The following is an 18962-nucleotide window of genomic DNA, read 5'->3' on the forward strand; positions in this document are numbered from 1 at the left end:
AAAAAAGCGGCGCCTCGCGGCGCCGCTTTCGTCTCGGGAGGAGACGCTTTCAACCTTGGGCGTTGTGACGCCGCCGTCTTGATCACGCGGCGTTCTTGGCCTCGATCTGCTTGGCGTTGGCCGAAGAGGCGGTAATCGCGATCTTGCGCGGCTTCAGCTCCTCGGGGATGTTGCGCTTAAGGTCGACGAAAAGCAGGCCGTTCTTCAGGGTGGCGCCGACGACCTCGACATGGTCGGCAAGCTGGAAGCGGCGCTCGAACGAACGCGAGGCAATGCCGCGGTAGAGCAGCTCGGAGCCTTCGCCATTGCCCTCTTCCTTGCGCTCACCCTTGACGGTCAGCACGTTGCGGTGGGCTTCGATCGAAATCTCTTCGTCCGAGAAGCCGGCAACCGCCATCGAGATGCGATAGGCGTCCTCGCCGGTGCGCTCGATGTTGTAGGGCGGATAGGTCTGCGCGCCATCGGGCTGGGCCAGCGAGTCGAGCATGGTGAACAGGCGGTCGAAGCCGACGGTCGAGCGATAGAGCGGGGAAAAATCAACGTGACGCATGAGGTGTTCTCCTGTTGAGCAACATGTTTGCGTGTGGCCGGTGCGAAACCCTGGAAAGGCGTTTCGGGTGGACCAGCAGCCCCGACATCGGCGGCTGCATCCGACATTTGGGGAGCGCAAAAGCTCATTTCAAGGATTTTTGAAGAGCGCCAATCGAGGCGTCGATGAACGGCAGATGAACCGCTGCTTCGGCGCCCGTTCAGCCGGCCGGCGCTAGAGTGCCCCCAGGATAAAGAACCAGGCGGCGCCGGATGAAAGCGCCGCGACGAGGCCGACCGGGTGTAACGTCCCTTCCTCCCGGATCGACAGAGGCCGGAAGCACGCCGCCGCAGGCTGCTTCCGGCCTTGCTTGTCGTTCGTCCGCCCCCTTGGCGTCCTCCCTTTGCTTTTCATCCATTGGCGTCTATCACCATGCCGACGCCCTGCCGGGTGAGACACCACGAAGACGCAAGCGCCTAATGACGGATCTCTTCCATCCCACGCCAGGCAATCCGCCGCCGCAAAATGTCGCCGGCGGCTTTTTCACCACGCGCGACGGCAAGAAGATCCGCTACGGCCTGTTTGCCGCGGTCACTCGGCCGCTGAAAGGCACCGTCGTGCTGCTGCCCGGCCGCAACGAGTGCATCGAGAAGTATTTCGAAACCATCCGCAACCTGACCGACCGCGGCCTCGGCGTCGCCACGCTCGACTGGCGCGGCCAGGGCGATTCCGACCGGCTGATCGCCGACCCGCAACGCGGCTATGTCCGCTCCTTCTACGATTACACCGGCGACCTCGAACAGTTCTTCGAGGACATCGTGCTGCCCGACTGCCGCGGCCCGTATTACATCCTCGCCCATTCGATGGGCGCCGTGATCGCGCTGCTCGCGGCGCCGTCGATGGTCAACCGGGTGCGTCGAATGGTGCTGATTGCGCCTTTCCTGACGGTGCCCGACTCGCCCGTGTCGGCAAAAACGGCGCGCCGCGTCTGCTCGGTATTGTGCTTTCTCGGCCTCGGTCGGCTCTACGCCGCCTGGGGTCCGCGTCCCAGGGAAACCCTGCCCTTCGCCCTCAACAAGGTGACATCGGACCCCGGGCGCTATCAGCGCAACACGAAAATCTACGAGCACTATCCGCAACTGGCGCTCGGCGGGCCGACGATCCGCTGGCTGCAGGCGGCAATCAAGGCAGGCGAAGCCATCAGCGAGCCCGACTTCATGGCCAGGATCCAGGTGCCGCTGCTGATGATCGCCGCCGGCGCCGATCAGGTCGTCTCGACCAAGGCCGTGGAAGCCTACGCCAGGCGTCTGCGCCTCGGCTCGCTGCTGATGATCGATGGCTCGAAACACGAGATCCTGCAGGAGGCCGATGTCTATCGCGAGCAGTTGCTCGCCGCCTTCGACGCCTTCATACCCGGCAACGACGACCCCACAGCCTGATGCCGCCGGCGCTGCATGTTACGGCGCCTTGAGCTTGCGCCTGCTGACAGCCTTCTGTCAGGAGCAGCGCCGGCAGCACACAAAGAGCTAAAGATTCTGACAGCCGGTGCCGCCCCGGAATGCTCATCTCTCCGTGTCGAACCGAACGCCAAGGAGATGACGTCATGACCGAGAAAACCTGCGCTGCCTGCGATTGCCAGCTGGACGCCAATCCGATCCGCGTCAAGGTCGGCGGCAAGACCGTCGAGGTCTGCTGTGAGGAATGCGCGATTGCGCTGAACGAAGCCGGCGCATCAGTGGCCGGCAACGGGGAAGCCTGAGCGATGCGCCCCGATCATGCAGCGCAATGCCTCGCACATCAGCCGACAACTCAAACCGCGACGTTCCGGCGGTCCTTGCGGACACAAGGCATCGCGGCGGCCAACTGGATCGGCCGTCAACTGGAAAGGCGCCGAAGCCGCCTTGCCTTGCTCGAAATGACCGACGAACAGCTCAAGGACATCGGCCTGTCGCGCAGCGACGCTCACTGCGAATACATGCGCCGTTTGTGGGACTGAGCCATGGCCGCACGAAGGGCCTGACAGGTGAAGTCTCCTGACAGGTTTGGACAAGCCAATCGCCTAATGTGCCGGAGCAGCTTTCGGCGCAAGGGTAGAATGCAACGGCCATGTCTCAGCTCACCATGTCGCAGTTCACGGTACAGACGCTTCTGGACACCGGCACCGTCAGGGTGAGGGATGTCCTCTGCAGCGGCGAATGCCGGCACAAGAGCGAAGAAGAGTGCACCGCTGCCACGCATCTTGTGTTTCCCTACCGCGGCGTCTTCGTGCGCCATGTCGGCCGCAACGATGCGGTCGCCGAAGCCAACCAGTTGTTGTTCTTCAACAACGCCGAAGGCTACCGGATCAGCCATCCCGTCGAGGGTGGCGATTCCTGCCTCGATCTCGTTGTCGAGGAGGCGCAACTGCAGGAGTTGACGCCGAAGGAGCAGTTGCGCTCGGGCAGCGCCGTGGCGTTTCGTCGTCAGCGCCGCCGCATCGACCCGCGGGCTCAGGCGCTGGTGGCGGTGCTGCGCCACAGCCTGAGCCGCAACATTGCCGAAACTCTGGAGGCCGAAACCCTGGCGCTGACGCTGGTGCGGCGCTCCCTCGGCGAGCGCACCTCGCATGCCGCCGGCGCCAGCGCTGGCCGGCAGAAGCTGGTCGATCGCGCCAAGCTCGTCCTGTCCTCGGATCTTTCGCGGCGCTGGACGCTGGCCGAGATCGCCGCTGAAGTCGGGGTATCACCGGTTTATCTCACGCAGGTTTTCCAGCAGGTCGAGGCGATGCCGCTCTATCGCTACCATCTGCGCCTGCGGCTGGCGCGCGCGCTCGACCTGCTTGGCTGCTACGACAATCTGACCACGCTCGGCCTGGACCTCGGCTTCTCCAGCCACAGTCATTTCAGCTCAGCGTTCAGGCAGGTCTACGGGCGAACGCCGGCGGAATTCCAGCGCTCGATCAAGCCGCGCTGATCGGGTCGACTATCAGCCGCGCAAGGCTGCCATTGCAGCCGCGTGAAGCTCCGGCGTTGCGGCGGCCAGGATGTCGCCGCCCTTTTCCGCCGGACCGCCCTCGAATGTGGTGACGACGCCGCCGGCCTTTTCGATGATCGGGATCAGCGCCACGATGTCGTAGGGTTTCAATCCGGGATCGGCGACGATGTCGACGCTGCCCGAGGCAATCATGGCAAAGGCGTAGCAATCGGCGCCGTAGCGGGCGAGCTGGATCTGTTTCTCGAACGCGTCGTAGCGGGTGCGCGCCTCGCCCTTGAAAAGCGCCGGCGTGGTGGTGAACAAGGTCGCCTCGTCAAGCTTCGTCCTCTTGCGGGTCGACAGCTTCCGCGGCCCGCCGGGGCCTTCGTAGTGGGAGCCGGAAGCGTTGGCGTAGAACAGCTCGCCGGTGAAGGGCTGCGCCATCATGCCGGCGACGGCGTCACCGTCGACCGTCAATCCGACCAGCGTTCCCCACACCGGCAAGCCTGAGATGAAGGCGCGGGTGCCATCGATCGGATCGATCACCCAGACATGCCTTGAGGAGATGTTTTCGCTGCCATGTTCTTCGCCGAGGATACCGTGATCGGGATACTCAGCCGAGATCAGCGCCCGGATGGCGCGCTCGGCCTCGCGGTCGGCCTCGGTGACCGGGTCGAAACTGCCTTTTTCCTTGTTGGCCACCGCGCCCTGTGCGCGGAAACGCGGCAGGGTTTCAGCCGCCGCCGCTTGCGCGATCCGGCGCATGAAATCGATGCTGATGTCCACGTGATTCTCCCGCATTGCAGAGTGCCAACCGGTCTGGCGGCACTTTCCCGCCAAAACAAGCCGGTTTATCGATTTATCAGAGACATCAGCGTTGCCGAAATGTCACACATCGGGACCATCGAAACGCATTTTCACATCAGAGTGAATTAAAAAAGCGTGGGATCGATTGACATTTGTGCATCGCACAATAAATTTGTTCTCGGACAGGTTTTCCTGTCCATGCCCTCCTTGGGCGTTTCCTCCCTAGACTTCGACCGTGTCGTGCAAACGATGCGGTCTTTTTTTACGCTGCGGGATGGCCAGCGCGGGATTGCATGAACAGCCGCCGCTCCGGCGTCATTCGGCGGCCAGTGGCAGGTCGACGAAGTGGTGGTCGGGCATCGCCATCAGGTCGGCCGAAAAGCGCGCCATATCGTCGGCCAGCGCATCGAAGCCGGCCGATTTCTGGAACGTCCGCTCATTCATGTAGAGGCCGCGATTGACCTCGATCTGCAGCGCATGCAGGTGGCGCGCCGGCCGGCCGTAATGCTCGGTGATGAAACCGCCTGCATAGGGTTTGTTGTGGGCGACGGTGTAGCCCATGCCGATGAGCAGGCCGATCGCCGTTTCGGTCAGGGCCGCCGTGGCCGAGATGCCGAAACGGTCGCCGACGATGAAATCCGGCCGCAGGCCGCTGTCGCCCACCCTGATGCTCGCCGGCATCGAATGGCAGTCGATCAGCACGGCATAGCCGAACCTGGCATGGGTTCTGGTCAAAAGCCGCTTCAGCGTCTCGTGATAGGGTTTGTAGACCGCCTCTATGCGCTGGACGGCCTCCGCCAGCGGCAGACGGCCGGAATAGATGTCGAGCCCCTCACCCACCAGCTTGGGCACGGTGCCGAGCCCGCCGGCAACGCGCGCCGAGCGGATGTTGCAGAAGGACGGCACCGGCTCGGCGAACATGCGCGGGTCGAGTTCCCAGGGCTCGCGGTTGACGTCGAGGTAGGCGCGCGGAAAATTCGCCGCCAGTATCGGCGCGCCCAGCGCCACCGCGCCGCCGAACAGCTCGTCGACATAGCAGTCCTCGGAGCGGCGGATGGCGTTCCGGTCGAGCCGCGCCATGGCCAGGAAGCGGTCTGGATAATAGCGGCCGCTATGCGGTGAGTTGAAGACGAAGGGAACGCGCTGCTCGGCGCCCGATCGGATTTCGAAGGGTGGAACGACCGAAAAATCTTCGGCTGCCGTCGTCAATTTGAACGAACCCGGAAACAGCAATGCATCATGATGGGAAACTGCCACCTCATCGGCCGCATGTCCAGCATTTCGGCATGTCAGGAACCCCGTCAAATCAGGATTAATGCAGCCAACGTTCACTTGATGTTTACCGTCAGCTCCTCATATACAGGATGGTTAACGGGCTTGCCGGGACGGCAGGCTCGGCTGGGGTGATTCGGACGGGACAAGATGGCACGCATTCTGCTGGCGGAAGACGACGACGACATGCGCCGGTTCCTGGTCAAGGCACTGGAGCGGGCCGGCTATCACGTCAGCGATTTCGACAATGGCGCCAGCGCCTACGAGCGGCTGCGCGAAGAACCCTTCTCCCTGCTGCTGACCGATATCGTCATGCCGGAGATGGACGGCATCGAACTCGCCCGCCGCGCCACCGAGATCGATCCCGACCTCAAGGTGATGTTCATCACCGGTTTCGCGGCCGTCGCGCTCAACCCCGATTCCAAGGCGCCGAAAGACGCCAAGGTGCTGTCCAAGCCCTTCCACCTGCGCGATCTCGTCAATGAGGTCGAAAAAATGCTTCAGGCCGCCTGAAGCGCGCACAGTGTGATCTCGCCGCTTCGTCGGCGGCGCGGCAAAACGAGCCTTTCTTTCCCTTTTCCGGCTATTGACGCGCTGGACCAAAAATGGTGTATGCGCGGCTTCGGATGGGCGTGTAGCTCAGCGGGAGAGCACTGCATTGACATTGCAGGGGTCACAGGTTCAATCCCTGTCACGCCCACCATCCAATCCCTTAAAATCACTTGCTTTCTGGCGACAGCAGTAAGGCGTCGTCCAGTCATCCAAGGTGCCAGCCGCTCGGTGTCACACTCTTGTCACACGGAGAGAGACTTTGGGCACAATTCGAAAGCGGGGCGAGAAATGGCAGGCCATGGTTCGCAAAAGCGGACACAGATCGATTGGTCGGACTTTCACCTATCGCAGCGATGCCGTTTGCTGGGTTCAAGCCACCGAACTGGAAATTGAACGAGAGGGCCTGATCCCGGATCGTTCGATCCTAAAGACCTCGACACTCGCTGACCTTTTGGCTCGCTATCGAGACGCTATCTCCCCTGCAAAACGTGGCCACCTAAATATGGAACGGTGGGTTCTCGAACGATTTCTCCGACATCCCATGGCTCAATTGAAACTGAGCGAATTACGCAGGGAGCATCTTCAAGAATGGTGTGACGGACGGCTCGAAGAAGTCAGCGCCAGCACGGTGCGCCGACAACTAGCTATCCTCAGTCATCTCTTCGAGATAGCTAGCTCGATTTGGCGCATACCCATCGAGAATCTCACTAGGAAATTAGTCATCCCTGTGTTTTCAGACAGACGGCAACGCCGACTGACAGCAGCTGAGGGCGCCCAGCTTCTCGTTGCCGTCAGGGCAAGTCGAAACCCACACCTCTTGCCCATTCTTCTGCTCGCCAAAGAGACCTCAATGCGCAGAGGAGAACTCCTTGCTCTGCGATGGGACCAAATCGGCAAGGACCATATTTTCATTCGCACATCGAAGAATGGCGAATCTCGAACCATAGCCTTGTCGAACACCGCTATCGCAATCTTGGATTCCGTTGCAAAAATCGAAGAGCGGGTATTTCCAATCTCGCCGAGTGCCCTTTCTCAAGCGTGGCGACGGCTGGCCAAACGGGCCGGCGTGAATGATCTGCGTTTCCACGATCTCCGTCACGAAGCGATAAGTCGATTTTTCGAACTTGGGCTCACTGCGCCTGAGGTCCAATCGATGTCCGGGCACAAGGATATGCGGATGCTATACAGCTACGCACACGCAAACCGGCTGGTGGTCCTGTCGAAATTGAACGGGCAGAAAGACTAGCAAAACGTTCGCTTCCGTCTGAATGCGCTATTCCGACAGATAATCCATCGGATCAGACAACCGCTCCTGCTTTACCGCTTCTGCATCAACCCGGTAACCCAATCGCTTTGCCTTCGAGATCATCGGACCATAGACATCAGTGATTTCGATATCGTGGCAGGCGGCGAAATATTCCGTGTATGCCGACTCATTGTAGCCAAAAATCCCACCTTGATCGTTAGGGGATAGCGTCGAGACGACCCAGTTGTTTTCAGTGCTGTCGTGGAACATCGTCGCCGGACGTGTCAGCGAACAGAACGCATACCAATCGCCTCGCCCATTATCTTTCAAAGGAGCCGGCGTGTCATACGTGCCTTCGGGATGTCTTGATTCCCAATACCGACTTTCAACCTTGTAGAGGACACCATCTGGCGCACGAGCGGCGATGCTGCGCTTCTCGATGCTAAACCAGCCGCAATAATCCATGTGACAACGGCTTTGGATTCGTCGACCGACAATGGAGTTCGACATCGTGGCGGCGCTACCTTCCGGTGCCAACTCGCCACTCATTGTAAGGTTCAGCAACTCATCCCGACGATTTTCAGTTGCAGAGATCAGGCAACTGATCTGCATCGCCTTATCGCCACGAAGTACGCACATGCTTCGTGTTTCCAGCCAATCCTTCTGATCAGCCAGAAGAGCATCCTTATCGTTGGATTTTCGGCGAGCCGCCTTAAATGCGTCCGCCATCTGGCCGTCAAGGTCCGACAGATTCCGGTTTGTGCAAATCAGGCGCTCTTCTCTGCTTGAGGCCTTTCGACAATCGAAGCTGGCCGCAACGCCGACGCCCGCCGGCAGTGGACAGAACGCAAGCGCCACACCCAAAAGTACTCGAGAAGACGGACGCATTGGATCATTCCACAAAGCGACCGCACCCCGTCCAGACTTGGCCTTTCTCGTCCGAGAAGCTGTTTACGCTGAGCTTCTTCCAAGCCACCTTGTCGACCGTGCTTTCGCCCTCAGTCTCGCACACCTGCTTGAATTTTACGGTGTCCCCTTTGACTGAGACGCCTTTCACGGTGCAGGCAGTCTCATAGTTCGAAAGTTCGCTCCCCCGGATGTCATAAAGGGCAAATTCCGACACATTGTAGGCCTGTTCCCTGCTCATTTTGCAGAACTTTGCGTTGGACGCATATGAACCGTCCGGAAAGGGAAGCCTGTCAGCTGCGCTGGCCGAGAACGGCGCAAAGGCCACCAAGAGACAAAGCGTACTGCGCATAAAAATCATGTCACCCCCGTGAGAAAGTCATTTGCATTTTACTGCGAGACGCCAATCTGACCTAGCGGTGTCATGGATTCGAATTGTCAATATCTCGCTGACGACAAACAGATCGATTTGAGCAAGAGGAGGCTTAGAACCATCCTCATACTCCCCCTCACCCGAACACCTGCCCTTCATCACCCAGTGCTTGGTATTCGACGCATCACCGCCCTCGAAATTGCAAACAAACTCCATACCCCCAAGCTTTTTCGGGTCAATGGAAACCACATCAGGTGTGCCGCACCACTTCTCGTTCTCCGTCCACTCACCCTGCACTCCGTAGTCCTTCGCTGTGGCGCTGCACATGCAAACAGCACACCAAACAACAAAAAGCACAGGCAGTTGGAACCTTTTCCCTCTCAAAGCTGCTATCCTTCCATACTTTTCTCTGTCCAACGGCCCATAAAAGGTTCTGGACGCCCGGCAATGCAAGTTACGGAGCAGTCACCCTTCATCGTCAGCCACCGGCACCGACTCGGTCTTTTTGCGCACGTCAGTCACAAACTCTTGGGCAGCGGTCTCATTTCCCTGCTCGGACAACCATGCGTTTGTTAGCAGCGAAACCAGAACGTCGTACTCAAATCCCAAGCCGTTTGCCATTTCGAACGTCCAATCATGCATGTCTGCACCAGCCAACTTTGCATTAGCAATCTCAATGTCATCCGCCGCACGATTGAGATAAGTTGAGACCTTAACTGGAGAATCCGTAACAATTTTTTTAAATGCAGCCTCGACACTCAATTCCCCCGGCAATTTCACGAATGGCCATATCGGCTTTCTACTACCTCGCACTTCTATATCAGCGTCATATATGCCAACGATTTTCAGATCTTTTGTGTGCCTAGGAAACTTTTTCCGCAATTCTGTTATGATGGCCTCTCCGCCGACATCAAGCAACTCAGACTCAGACAACAACGCCATATCAAATTTGCTAAGTAGATTCCCACAGAAGACTCTGGCCAGCCTGTCCTCTACCAACAGAACATGCCTTCTCCCTGATGACATACCCATATCTTGGAGAAACCGCCTCCATTTACTGTTATCATAGAACTTTGTTCCAAGCGGCGTTGCGAACATCAGAACAAGGTCCTGCTTGGATAACCGACCCATCATTCTCGTCGAATGGCTTGATAGAAGAACACTAAGTTTCTTTTCTAAGGTGACACGAGCAATGTAATCCATCATTGACGATTGTGACATCGGTGAAATAAATGTTTCCGGCTCATCAATAAAATAGAATGATCCAGATTTCGCCCTCCGAAACAACCATAGCATATAAAAACAAGAGATCTCCCCAAGACTCATTGTCTTCACATCGTACTCTATGCCATATTCCTTCGCTCTGAAAAATGGTTTGATACTATCAAACCCTTCGATCTCAAATATTCCAACTTCGCTATACGATTTGCCTGTCATATACTTCAGCGTTGCGAGGTCTTCATCGTCGAGAGGTATCGGGTCAATCCCGTTCAGAATATCATCTATACTTTCGACCTGAGCGAAGAAGCTAAATAGTTCGATTGCTGTCTTGGGTGCGTCAACATACGAAATTCCGACATTATCTGGGATCACATCATCGACTGTTAACTGATTTCCGTCGATGAGCCGAGTGATCGGCGTATTATTGGCTCTCAGCGAAACCGTGACCTTACCATTTGCGATCCGACCAACCAGTGGGGCGATACTCTTTCCAGACTCCCAGTCGAGCGCAGCCCAAACCAGACGCAGCAGAAGACTTTTTCCAACGCCATTCAATCCGCAGACCATGGTGATTGGAGACGAAAAATCCACGTGGCCATCAAACAGGCCTGCGATCCCCGAATACTCAATTCGAACCAGTCTCGACGAAAAGGGCTTGGATGACCTCAGTCTTTGCCAGTTGTCACTGGCCTCAGCCCGCCTCACAGCAGCCTCCCCCACGATGCCGGGGTCAGCAGCTTTTCGAGATTACGCTCCGACAGGTACTCCGGTCCCGAACCCCATCCTTCGAGCACCTTAATTAGGATGGCTCTCTTTGTGTCATTTATGGGAAGTCTATCTACATCACCGGACGTTGCGCACAGATAAGCGAAATGTATGACGAAATCACGCAATACAACTGATGATATGTCAAGCACTCGTGAAGTTGAACGGTCACTGTAAATGCTAAAAAGGCTTTCCCACTCCTTTCTGATTGCAAGCTTACCATCAATATTGGAGGCAATATCCTTGTCACTGGCTATTGTTTTCATCATTTCAAATGTAAAAAGGAAGTCGCTATTGCTTTTAATATCAGGCGTTTTCTTATGTAGCGAGAATGTCGCACAGAATATCAGCCACGACAGCATCGTCGCTTTATTGAATTTCGTCTCTTTGGAGTAACTCTTCAACAATTCAAACGTCGCAATTGCCTCTTTGGCATAGGATACTAACGTTGGAGTAAATGGCTCATCCATTCTAAATCGATCAGATACGACGTTTGCAGTCAGCTTGACTGATAAAGAACCAGCCTCCATCGTGCATAAAAACTTCGACAGTACATCGTCATAAGCCATTCTAGAGTTTGAGAAGCCGAGAGAGGCCGAACCTCCCGACTCCTCAAAATATTGGACAAGTTCTTTCACCTGCTGCCTGACCGGACCGTAAAAAGCGTTGCGCTGTTCAGCAGCGGTTACGTTTGTGATCGCATTTAACCTAAAAAATAACTCCCCCGGCTCCTCGGGCCGATAGTCAGTCACTCTCATTACTCTGATCGTAAACGTATCGAACAGACGCCGGGCGTCCTTAGGAAGATCTGTGTAGTACAGACCATCAAGGCGGCTTATCGCTGGATCGAATGGCTGTATATTACCATCTACAGGATAGAGATTGCGCACAAAATCCCGTATCGCTACCAGTCTCTGTTGTCCGTCGAGGACATCTTGCTTATTGCTTTCTGGAACTAAGACGGTGTGAATTGGCGGGATATACCAATTTCGCAAAATGCTATCTATGAGGCGTCTCTTTTTTTGAGTGGACCAGACTTCGCCACGCTGGAAGTCCGGCTGTAGATCAAGGTCGCCGTTTTCGATACGTCCGACGATGGTCTGGATATCTGGATCAGATGGCGAAAGTATCATATCGGCCCCGTTTTCTTTGGAACATACCGGGCGAGGCCGTTCGGGTCCACGCTCTCTTAAACGAAGGTTTTGGAGATGGAAGCGCAAAGGACATTGGAAAGGAGGATCCGCACCCTTCCTGTGTCTTGAAACCGTATCTCGAAACCTCTATATCAATAGCAGAGTGACGAATGAGTTTTGAGAGGTGCTCCCTTTTGAAGATTGGCTACGCCCGGGTTTCGACCGTTGAACAATCGCTCGATCTGCAATTGCAGGCACTGGACCGAGAAGGCGTTGAAAAGGTCTTCCTCGAAAAGGCGTCTGGGGCACAGCGTGATCGTCCAGAGCTAGCCAAGGCACTGGACTTCGTTCGTTCCGGCGACACACTGATCGTCTGGAAACTTGACCGCTTGGGCCGTTCGCTTCGCCAGCTTCTCGATACCGTCGAGGGTCTAAATAAGCGTGGCATTGAACTCCGCTCCATAACCGAACAACTGGAAACAGGATCACCCGGCGGTCGTCTGATTTTTCATGTCTTTGGTGCTTTGGCGGAGTGGGAACGATCCACCATCCGTGAAAGGACCCTCGCCGGTCTTGCTGCCGCCAAGGCGAAGGGCAAGCTTGGGGGCCGCCCACGTTCGCTGAAGGAGTCCGATCTTTCGGCTGCAAAGGCCCTGCTAGGGGATCCCGCTATCACCGTAAAAGAGGTGGCGGAGCGGCTGGGCGTTTCCCTTCCAACTCTCTATCGATACCTGCCCTCCGCAAGGGCGATGCAGTTGGCGCTTTAGGGCGCCGAAGGCCCATTCAAAGAGGTCCTCAATGCCTGAAAATCGACTGATGTATCGTCGCCCGCAGACTTAAAAGAAGACGCTCCGGATCATCGAAATGCATTTGGGTGAAAGAAGCCCGAGCCGAATTGCTCTCGTGACAGGGTTGAGCCGGTCCACAGTCCGCAGAGTCATATCGGACATAATGGAAAATCAGCAAAACTCAGCGAAAGCCAATTGAACAGCAAATCGACTAAGGCAAAACGCAAGGCTATTCAGGGTCTCTCGCTGGCGGAGCTGGTAGCTGCGGGACGCCTGCCACCCTTCTTTCATCTCCGGGACGTTTTCGACAGATCGGCGGACCAGAACCACACATCGCAAGGCGTCCAGCTTGGACAGGGTTTACACAACGATCAAAGCCAGACCGACCCGATGAGCGACAACCCCAAGAAGGATTGATCCATGGAGTTCATTTTCGGGGATAGGCTTCAGAAAGTTATCGGTGAAATCCTCAAGGAAGATGATTTCATATGCCGTAGCTTTCTGAGGGACCGGCGCCTGCCTAATCCCATTTTTTTCGCATTGCGTTGTTGAAATGGGTGATTGAAAGATTTGCCCTCGCAAATCCCTCCAAATCATCACGAATTTTATCACCTCTGAACGGATCGGTTGGCGGCGCCGAAAGAGCCACCATAGCCCAATTTTCGCACATGGCTGCACCTAGCCAAAGAGGACTTTGGCGATTGTGGGCTCCCAGCTTGATTGCCCCATGTCGCATCTCTTTGTGATACATCACCATGGCTTTATAGGCCGCCGCCATGTCGGCGTAAGGTTGCGACTTCCGTGCTTTGGCAAACGAGATAGCATCGGCCAATATGTGGGCGACAACTTGACGATCATCCACGGGAAGTTTGTTCGCTATGCCCAAACACTTCCAATGTTCTCGTTGGCCAAAGGGGGCCACCCGATATCTAAAGACCACCCAGACCAAGACCACGACTATAACAACGAAAATAGTCAGCATCATCCTTCCCCCAAATGGGCATCAAGCCCACTGCCAAGTAGCTTTGGGCCGAACGTAGCAAGAAAATCGTAGCTCAAACCTGACTTGTCCCGGAGGATGTCCGATGGGTTGACGAAACGCAGCGCCTTGGCAATACGGTGCGCTATGCATCGAGACACCATGCGAAATGGGTGATGCAGGAGAGTACATTCGAACTTCAGATGACTCTGTTCGAGTGACGTTCGAAATAGCTACCCCTCGCATCCGATGCCATCACCATCCCTGTCAAGCCCGTAAATATCGGTGCCAGTGACTCGCACTGGACCTCGAACGTAAGCAGGGCCATTTCCCGAACCACCGGCGCAGTCTACATCGCTGGCAATCGGAACACATGGGTCATAGTTTGGATCACATTGATCTTGTGAGAAGACGCAGCTTGTCGAGCTCCACCAAGATATGGCGACGGCTAGGAGGCGAGCCGAGAGCCTGACCAATTGGAATCTGTTCAGCCGCATTGGATCCTCACTCGACGAATGAAAACAGGCGCCGATGGTATCGCAGGTACACACGTTGCGTTTCATTGAACGCTTTTGCCGGGAGTTTGCCGTTTGATAAGCCAACAAGTGCAAGTTCCGATGCGGCGATCCTATCGGCGATAAGGCAGTTACCCTCATCGCTGAAAGATATGTATCCGTGGTCGAAGAGCAAATCGACCGTTGGAGTCAGCAGCAGCCCGTTGTGACCATCCAGTCGCTCGTGGTTGGTTTCGCAAAGGCGCCAAGGTTTAATATGGCTCGCCCTCAAAAGGCGCCGATCGGTCACCCCTGTTATCCTGCACGAACCTTCAATGCCTTCAAGGTTTTGCCTAAACCTCCCCTGTCCACGGCGTGCTTTAATAAGCTCCAACTTTTCGGTCGAACTGATAGCCGTGTTGTTTACGATCGCCCGTTCAACTTGATCTTCCTCGCCCTCCACAATTGGATTCTGGATTTGCACGTGCGCACTCGCAGATCCGAGAGTCACCCGTTCAGGAATCTTGGAAAGCAGCAGCCGGGACATTTGATCTGAAATCGCCGCCAGATACACGTTTTGCCTGCCGTCGCCATCAGCTGACAACGGTGAATGTTTTTCCGGTAGTAGCGATACAAATTCGGCAATAAAGGTTTTCGGACGCAATGGCTGTTGAAGCGCCTGCCATTCCACAGGAACTAGCCAGCCGTTAGCATTCCAATTCTCGCCCTTGCTGCCGAATTCGGCTGGTTTGGTGCTGGTTATTCCACGATCAGAAGCGACACCAACCTGTTGGATAAGTTGGTTAGCATAGGAGAATATGAAATCGCCCGGCTCGACAGATGCCATATTATCGTACGTCTGATTGCGAGCACCGTTTTGATTCTGCTTTGGTGACCAAATGTAGCCCCCGTCAGTTTCCTCACGGTAGGTCTGCTTGTGATTTACCCACCAACTTGGCATCGTTGTATCCCGATCCTGACCACTAGCAACCGTTCAGTGCACGGATTTTGCCAATGAGTGTCTTCCCGAATTTGTAGGTCGTGGAAACTTCGGCCCGGCCCTTGCACTTCGACCCGTTAGATCGGGTGTAAGAGTATGAAGCCACCACTTTGTCGGAACTTTTTCTCGATACCGACTCAAGCGCTAGTGGAATCTTAAGCCCGCCAAAGAAAGTGTGGATCGAGCTTTCATTGAATGGTCCGATCCCCCGCTTTTCTGGGATGACGAGGGCTGCAGCGGCACTGCCATCGGCGTTTGACAGCGCATTGTAGAATGCCGCCACTGTCTTCATAGGATCGTAAGGTTCGGGAGCCGTTTGTGTGTCTTCGGCCTCTGTCGATGCCGCTGGCATTTGGAGAGCGAGAACTTTCAGTCCCAATTCGTTTGCCTGCTGGCCAGAAAGCCAAGCCATGCCTTCAGGTGGCGCCGAGGTTACAAAGACAATGGCGTTTTCTGAGAGGCCAAGTTGATTCAGATATGCCCCTATGAGTGCGTTGGCGACGCCGCTCACGCTGGTTGAGCCGTTGTTGACTACATACGATGCGTGAAATCCGATGTTGGCACGCTCGCCGGCAAGCCTTGGTGTTCCTGCAAGCCACGCTAGAGCGCATGCAGACGCACAAAGCGCATCGCTGGCCACGGCTGTGGCGAAGCCTCTAAGGCGGATGGCCCTGCCTATTTCAAGTGCGGGTACAACGGATCCTCCTTCGCTGTTCAGCAAAACAATCGCTTGTCTTGTGGCTGCAGCGATTTGCTTAAATTTCACATCGTCGTTGTCCTCAACAACGCCTGTGATGACAATGATATCGGAACCATCAGACTGAGGTATCCTGTCAATCACAGCCGCATTTACAGGCGATGCAAATGCTACTGCACCGAATAACACTGCCAATTTTTTCATAGTTCCTCCACCCCAAACCAGACACTGCCAGACTCGCAATGGTTTTTCAAACAAGTGTCTTCACTTAAGCTGCCTTTCCCACTTGGCGCCCAAGATAGATTTTCAGCGATTCGATAACTGACGAAATTTGGCGCCTGCGTTTGTCGGGGCTTCGTGCATAGATCGCTTCTTGAAACAATACAGCTCTAATTTCGGCATACGAGAGGCCAGCTGATTTGAGCTTCACACCCAGCTTGAAAAAATTCCGGTTGCCCGTGCCGGCCACTTTCGGCGAATTTCGCCATTCGGCCTTTGCGAATTCAACTAGCGCCAAATCCCAAGACGAATTTTCGTTTTGATTTTCCCCACCAGTTCCTTCGTTTTTCACACTTTCGGGTTCGTGGTGGTGTGTTCTGATCCACTCCTCGACGTTCAGCATTTGTCTTGCTTCACCCATGGAAATCTCAAAATAATTGCCAGATGGATCTGCTGCCTGACATGGCAGATAGAACAAGCTCGTCGCAGATCTCTTGCTTCGATCGAACCCGTGGTAGCGACGACCATCTAAGCATTGATCCAAAGCGTCTGCCTCATAGCCGGCACCATGAAATCGTGACCAGATTCCACGGACGATCGTGTCGTGGCTTTCCCGACTGAATACGCTTTTTGTCGGCATGAACACACGATAGCGAGGGTTTGCCTTGGTGCTGTTGAACGAGTTGAAAATCACCATTTGCAGTTCTGGAAAGAGCTTTGGAACTTCATTCGGTGGAATGCCTCCACCGTCATTGTCTAACCAAATTCCACGCAGAAATTCGATATTGGCGTAGCCCCTGTCAGTTTCCTTGACCTTGTCCGGATTGAAGTATGCGGGGCTGATCAGCGAACGCTCGTCCTTTGATGCGATCTGTTGGGCCGCCATGCGTTGAAGGTCAGCTACAAAGTGGTTCGGCGTATCGAACCAAAAACCATCGCTCGCCCTCGCCGCCGTTATTGACTGGAATTGCATCCCCCAAAACCACTTGGTCACGTTTTGTCCAATAGATTCTATAGGGATTTCGTGACCGCCACTGCTGACGAAGTGACCCATCATGAGAAGGTGATCACACTGATGGACAAATTGCTCGTGAGCGTCGATGGCCTTCTTCCGACTTCTACTGGCCCGCTTCCTTGCCGCAGTGTCAGCATGCTTCTTGGGCCGGCCCGGCGGCTTTTTGATTCTATCTTCGGCAGGAATCCAATCGAGTTTCCGTACTGTCGAATCTGGTAGCAGTTCACGCAGGTAAACTGCCGTTGCCCGATCCATGACAATAGCCTGAACAGGACGAGAATCGTCCTGCGAGCGGAGCGAGCACCTCATTACCCCTTGATACACGGATTCATGGAAGCGAGCTGCCTTCGCCTGTCTCTCTGTCAGACCCAGTTGCCTAAAATATGAGAACTCGGCGGGACTTGGGTTCAACGCCGAAAGGGAAACCACGTTGTTGACATCCTGATATGCGTTGAGCCCGTGAGACACATTGGGCAGACGAATTGCATTCTCACTCGCTGCGAACAGTTCGTCGCCAAACCTCTTATTGGCCAGCCACAGGAACTCTTCGGAACCGAAAAATTCGGCCACTTTCTCAATGACCCGTGCATGGATCGTGCATCCAGAGCCATCACCCACTTCCCGATCCTGAATCTGCTTCGACCAGTCCGCTTCAAGGACGTAATTGATCGTCAGCCGTCGCCCGTCGTGTTTTTGGAATTTCAACCTGCTGGCGAGTTCATGGTCCTCGACAAAGCGGGAGCCATGCTTCGTCCAAAGATGAAACGGCAACGTGTTCTCAAAGTTAGCACTCATCATCAGAACGCTTTTGAACGGATGGACCACCTTCGGCGTGAGAAGCGAGAAGGCTTGAAACTTTCGGCCTTCGGAATCCGGCGTCTGTAACGCTTCGATGGAGCCAACAGGCACGAGGACATGGGATTTTTTCGAATGCGCCTCCCACGCTAGGTCGTGAATTCTGCTGCGATTGTCGGTGTCTCTATCGAAGCTCAGGGCCTTTCCGGGACGCTTTGGGAGCATCAGATATTTCAAGTCCTCGTAGGGGCTGGGCAAAAAAACGGCCTGATTGGTTAGTTGCCGCAGATCGTCATCGATAAGAGGGACGAAACTTGAATGGATGGCAGGGGCTTCGTCAACGATCAGACTCCAATCCAGCGTTCCTACGTGTGGAAGCTTCTTCCACCCCTCGTGGGTTATGAAAACCATTTCTCCGCCATTGTCTGGCTCTCCCAATTTTTCCATCAGACGGCTGGTTACGCTCCGCTCCTCGCAACTATCGTGACTCACAACATCCGTTACTCGAACGTTCGTGCCCGTCACGTCTAGCTTGCTCATGGTCTCGACGATCACGGCTTTCGTCGGCATGGCGACCAGAACTCGCTCACCTTGGATGGCCACCCGAAATCCATGCATCAAAATTCCCTGATACGACTTGCCTGATCCCGCAGGCGCACTCAAATAACGGATCTCCAAACCAATACCCATTCAAAATATTTGATAAATACAAAGCGAAGCTCAGCCCGGAAATGTAATTACGTACGATCTTATAAACGCACAAATACATCACACTCTCTCCGGAAAGGCTTATCGTGATCAGCAGATAGCCCGACCTTTTCCGGAAATCAACCCCCTCGAAACTGGTGGAATTTGGAAGATGTCGACTGCCTATTCTAATTTTTTGCACAAAATAGAAATAATTTTCTATGAAAGAGCGAGGAGTGTGCTGATTTTTCGAATATGAGCGATATGTATTAATCCATAGATGAATACTAGAATTCTATTTTTATCTTCTCTTGACGTAAAAATATATGCTTGACGAACTGTCGTGGCGTCCTCATATCCCACCTGCCTGCAAAGCACGGGAAGGAGGCTGCGAAAAATGGAAAACGATCCAAGCGCCCACGAACTACAGCGAAGGCTGTTGTCGACTTCAGAGGCGGCCCGATATTGCGGTGTCGGAATTAAGACCCTGAAGAAAGAGTTTGGGTCCGCAGAGTACCGGTTCTCAACCGCC

At 55.1% G+C, this 18962-nt stretch carries 19 protein-coding genes and 1 tRNA gene; 9 read left to right on the forward strand and 11 right to left on the reverse strand.

Features of this window, described 5'->3' with window-relative positions:
- Positions 1-82: 82 nt before the first annotated feature.
- The gene (locus AC3EMP_RS30435; protein WP_023671202.1) at positions 83-550 is read right to left on the reverse strand and encodes an Hsp20 family protein; all 468 of its coding nucleotides are present in this window, start codon (positions 548-550) and stop codon (positions 83-85) included.
- Positions 551-1008: 458 nt separating this feature from the next.
- Here AC3EMP_RS30435 and AC3EMP_RS30440 point away from each other — a divergent pair, with 458 nt between their 5' ends.
- The 4 genes from AC3EMP_RS30440 to AC3EMP_RS30455 all read left to right on the forward strand — a co-directional run bounded on the left by AC3EMP_RS30440 (position 1009) and on the right by AC3EMP_RS30455 (position 3481).
- A complete protein-coding gene (locus tag AC3EMP_RS30440; RefSeq protein ID WP_023704020.1) occupies positions 1009-1968 on the forward strand; it encodes an alpha/beta fold hydrolase in 960 nt (319 codons plus the stop codon).
- A 164-nt stretch (positions 1969-2132) separates the two neighbouring features.
- Positions 2133-2288: a hypothetical protein gene (locus AC3EMP_RS30445; protein WP_023704021.1), complete on the forward strand. Its 156-nt coding sequence runs from the start codon at positions 2133-2135 to the stop codon at positions 2286-2288.
- Between the two features lie 3 nt (positions 2289-2291).
- Positions 2292-2525, forward strand: a complete 234-nt coding sequence (locus AC3EMP_RS30450) for a DUF1127 domain-containing protein (protein WP_023671199.1) — start codon at positions 2292-2294, stop codon at positions 2523-2525.
- 125 nt (positions 2526-2650) lie between these two features.
- Entirely contained in the window at positions 2651-3481 is an 831-nt protein-coding gene (locus tag AC3EMP_RS30455) for a helix-turn-helix domain-containing protein (RefSeq protein ID WP_023704022.1), read from the forward strand.
- A 12-nt stretch (positions 3482-3493) separates the two neighbouring features.
- Here AC3EMP_RS30455 and hisN read toward each other — a convergent pair whose 3' ends face one another.
- Positions 3494-4267, reverse strand: coding sequence for a histidinol-phosphatase (gene hisN, locus AC3EMP_RS30460; protein WP_023671197.1), 774 nt, complete (start codon positions 4265-4267; stop codon positions 3494-3496).
- Positions 4268-4603: 336 nt separating this feature from the next.
- The gene (locus AC3EMP_RS30465) at positions 4604-5545 is read right to left on the reverse strand and encodes an N-formylglutamate amidohydrolase (protein ID WP_023710935.1); all 942 of its coding nucleotides are present in this window, start codon (positions 5543-5545) and stop codon (positions 4604-4606) included.
- Positions 5546-5710: 165 nt separating this feature from the next.
- Between AC3EMP_RS30465 and cpdR the strand changes: the two genes are divergently transcribed.
- The 3 genes from cpdR to AC3EMP_RS30480 all read left to right on the forward strand — a co-directional run bounded on the left by cpdR (position 5711) and on the right by AC3EMP_RS30480 (position 7358).
- Complete coding sequence (gene cpdR / locus AC3EMP_RS30470) at positions 5711-6073, forward strand: cell cycle two-component system response regulator CpdR (RefSeq protein WP_023671195.1); 363 nt, start codon at positions 5711-5713, stop codon at positions 6071-6073.
- Between the two features lie 115 nt (positions 6074-6188).
- Positions 6189-6263 (forward strand) — tRNA-Val (locus AC3EMP_RS30475).
- Positions 6264-6410: 147 nt separating this feature from the next.
- A complete protein-coding gene (locus tag AC3EMP_RS30480) occupies positions 6411-7358 on the forward strand; it encodes a site-specific integrase (RefSeq protein ID WP_352711216.1) in 948 nt (315 codons plus the stop codon).
- A 27-nt stretch (positions 7359-7385) separates the two neighbouring features.
- Here AC3EMP_RS30480 and AC3EMP_RS30485 read toward each other — a convergent pair whose 3' ends face one another.
- From AC3EMP_RS30485 to AC3EMP_RS30500, 4 genes are all read right to left on the reverse strand, one after another.
- Positions 7386-8246: a lysozyme inhibitor LprI family protein gene (locus AC3EMP_RS30485; protein WP_352711213.1), complete on the reverse strand. Its 861-nt coding sequence runs from the start codon at positions 8244-8246 to the stop codon at positions 7386-7388.
- A gap of 4 nt (positions 8247-8250) precedes the next feature.
- Positions 8251-8625 (reverse strand): hypothetical protein, encoded by a 375-nt coding sequence (locus AC3EMP_RS30490; protein WP_352711210.1) that lies wholly within the window; start codon positions 8623-8625, stop codon positions 8251-8253.
- A gap of 477 nt (positions 8626-9102) precedes the next feature.
- Complete coding sequence (locus AC3EMP_RS30495) at positions 9103-10449, reverse strand: AAA family ATPase (protein ID WP_488494711.1); 1347 nt, start codon at positions 10447-10449, stop codon at positions 9103-9105.
- Positions 10450-10559: 110 nt separating this feature from the next.
- The gene (locus AC3EMP_RS30500; RefSeq protein ID WP_352711204.1) at positions 10560-11756 is read right to left on the reverse strand and encodes a DUF262 domain-containing protein; all 1197 of its coding nucleotides are present in this window, start codon (positions 11754-11756) and stop codon (positions 10560-10562) included.
- Between the two features lie 170 nt (positions 11757-11926).
- Between AC3EMP_RS30500 and AC3EMP_RS30505 the strand changes: the two genes are divergently transcribed.
- Both AC3EMP_RS30505 and AC3EMP_RS30510 read left to right on the forward strand, forming a co-directional pair.
- On the forward strand, positions 11927-12523 hold the full coding sequence (locus AC3EMP_RS30505; protein WP_488494712.1) for a recombinase family protein: 597 nt from the start codon (positions 11927-11929) through the stop codon (positions 12521-12523).
- Between the two features lie 216 nt (positions 12524-12739).
- Positions 12740-12961 (forward strand): hypothetical protein, encoded by a 222-nt coding sequence (locus tag AC3EMP_RS30510; RefSeq protein WP_352711201.1) that lies wholly within the window; start codon positions 12740-12742, stop codon positions 12959-12961.
- 103 nt (positions 12962-13064) lie between these two features.
- On the opposite strand, the gene AC3EMP_RS30515 is transcribed toward AC3EMP_RS30510, so the two are convergent.
- From AC3EMP_RS30515 to AC3EMP_RS30530, 4 genes are all read right to left on the reverse strand, one after another.
- Complete coding sequence (locus AC3EMP_RS30515; RefSeq protein ID WP_352907708.1) at positions 13065-13529, reverse strand: hypothetical protein; 465 nt, start codon at positions 13527-13529, stop codon at positions 13065-13067.
- Positions 13530-14027: 498 nt separating this feature from the next.
- Positions 14028-14978, reverse strand: coding sequence for an HNH endonuclease (locus AC3EMP_RS30520; protein WP_488494713.1), 951 nt, complete (start codon positions 14976-14978; stop codon positions 14028-14030).
- A 22-nt stretch (positions 14979-15000) separates the two neighbouring features.
- Positions 15001-15918, reverse strand: a complete 918-nt coding sequence (locus AC3EMP_RS30525) for a hypothetical protein (protein WP_352711194.1) — start codon at positions 15916-15918, stop codon at positions 15001-15003.
- 64 nt (positions 15919-15982) lie between these two features.
- Positions 15983-18433 (reverse strand): hypothetical protein, encoded by a 2451-nt coding sequence (locus tag AC3EMP_RS30530; RefSeq protein ID WP_352711191.1) that lies wholly within the window; start codon positions 18431-18433, stop codon positions 15983-15985.
- Between the last annotated feature and the right edge of the window lie 529 nt (positions 18434-18962).

The organism is Mesorhizobium sp. P160219 (genome assembly GCF_057786095.1).